Origin of the sequence: Photorhabdus tasmaniensis, assembly GCF_011189505.1 — a bacterium.
GTDB lineage: Bacteria > Pseudomonadota > Gammaproteobacteria > Enterobacterales > Enterobacteriaceae > Photorhabdus > Photorhabdus tasmaniensis.
The window spans coordinates 1-1105 of the sequence record NZ_PUJU01000161.1; the positions used below are offsets into that span (position 1 = coordinate 1).

Annotated in this window: 1 pseudogene; it reads right to left on the reverse strand. The window is 40.5% G+C overall.

The features are described from left to right. Positions 1-16: 16 nt before the first annotated feature. A pseudogene (locus tag C5471_RS23310) lies at positions 17-1043 on the reverse strand (IS630 family transposase). Positions 1044-1105 lie beyond the last annotated feature (62 nt).

Sequence of the window (1105 nt, forward strand, 5' to 3'; positions counted from 1 at the left end):
ATATACCCAAGAAACTTCAAGATGCAGTTTTTAGCACCTGAAAATGGTCGTTAATTCTGGACATCAGCGAGTCCGCTATATCAGGTAGCGTTGTGGTGAAAAATTTGAATACTTTGTCTCGAAATTCATGTTTATCAGCGAAATAACGGTTATTTCGAACATGTTCATTCATGACCTTCCATAATCGCTCTATCGGGTTTAAATTTGGGCTGTATGGATGGAAGGTAATGTCACTCAATATTGCTAACATAAGCCCACTCCTTCACAAAATGAGCTTTGTTGTAACCCGCCTCATCCACAATAAGATGAATTTTTTGATGATAGTCAGGATAAGACTTTCTTATTTCATTGAAAAAACGGCAAATGTTGTAATCATTGAGGGTTTGATATTCCTGGAACACCGGACGACCAATGGCATTCAGGTTGAGTGCGCCCAATATATTCAGGCGAGTTCGGCTGCCTGTTGTTTTGACTGTTTTTCTCTCGCCTTTTCGCATCCAACCCTAACCGAGTTTAGTGCCTTGAGTCAGGTGAACAGCGTCAAGAAAGAGGATGGGTTCATCTTTCGCTGTGACTTTAAGATGTTCATAATATTCAATAAATTGTATCTGTTTTTCCGCCTCGAATTTATGAGGGACCCCACAAAGTTTTTTATAAGAAAAACCCTGACGGTGTAGCCATTTATTCATGCCTGGAATGCTAAAGGTCATATTCCAGAGCTGAGCAACATAGGCCACGATTTCATGGGTGTGATGGAAAAGATTTTGAGATAAGTGGTTGATTAAAAGGTCAGTTTGCTCTCGAGAAAGTAAACTATCAGACCCCCCATTATCAGATTTAAGTTTCCCCTGATTGAGGTAATCACGGATATGGCGGTCAACGGTGGTCTGATGGAGTCGCAATGCCTGGGCTATCATGACAGAACTCCAGCCTTCAGAAGCCAGAAGGATAGCTTTTATTCTGTCTCGTACTTGACCATCACGAGTGGTGTCGTGAAGACGTTCAAGTTTGATTTTTTGTTCTGATGTAATAAATATTTTCATGGCGAGGATAATGATCTCCATTTCGGATAAAATCAAGCATCTTCAATGATTACGGGTATATA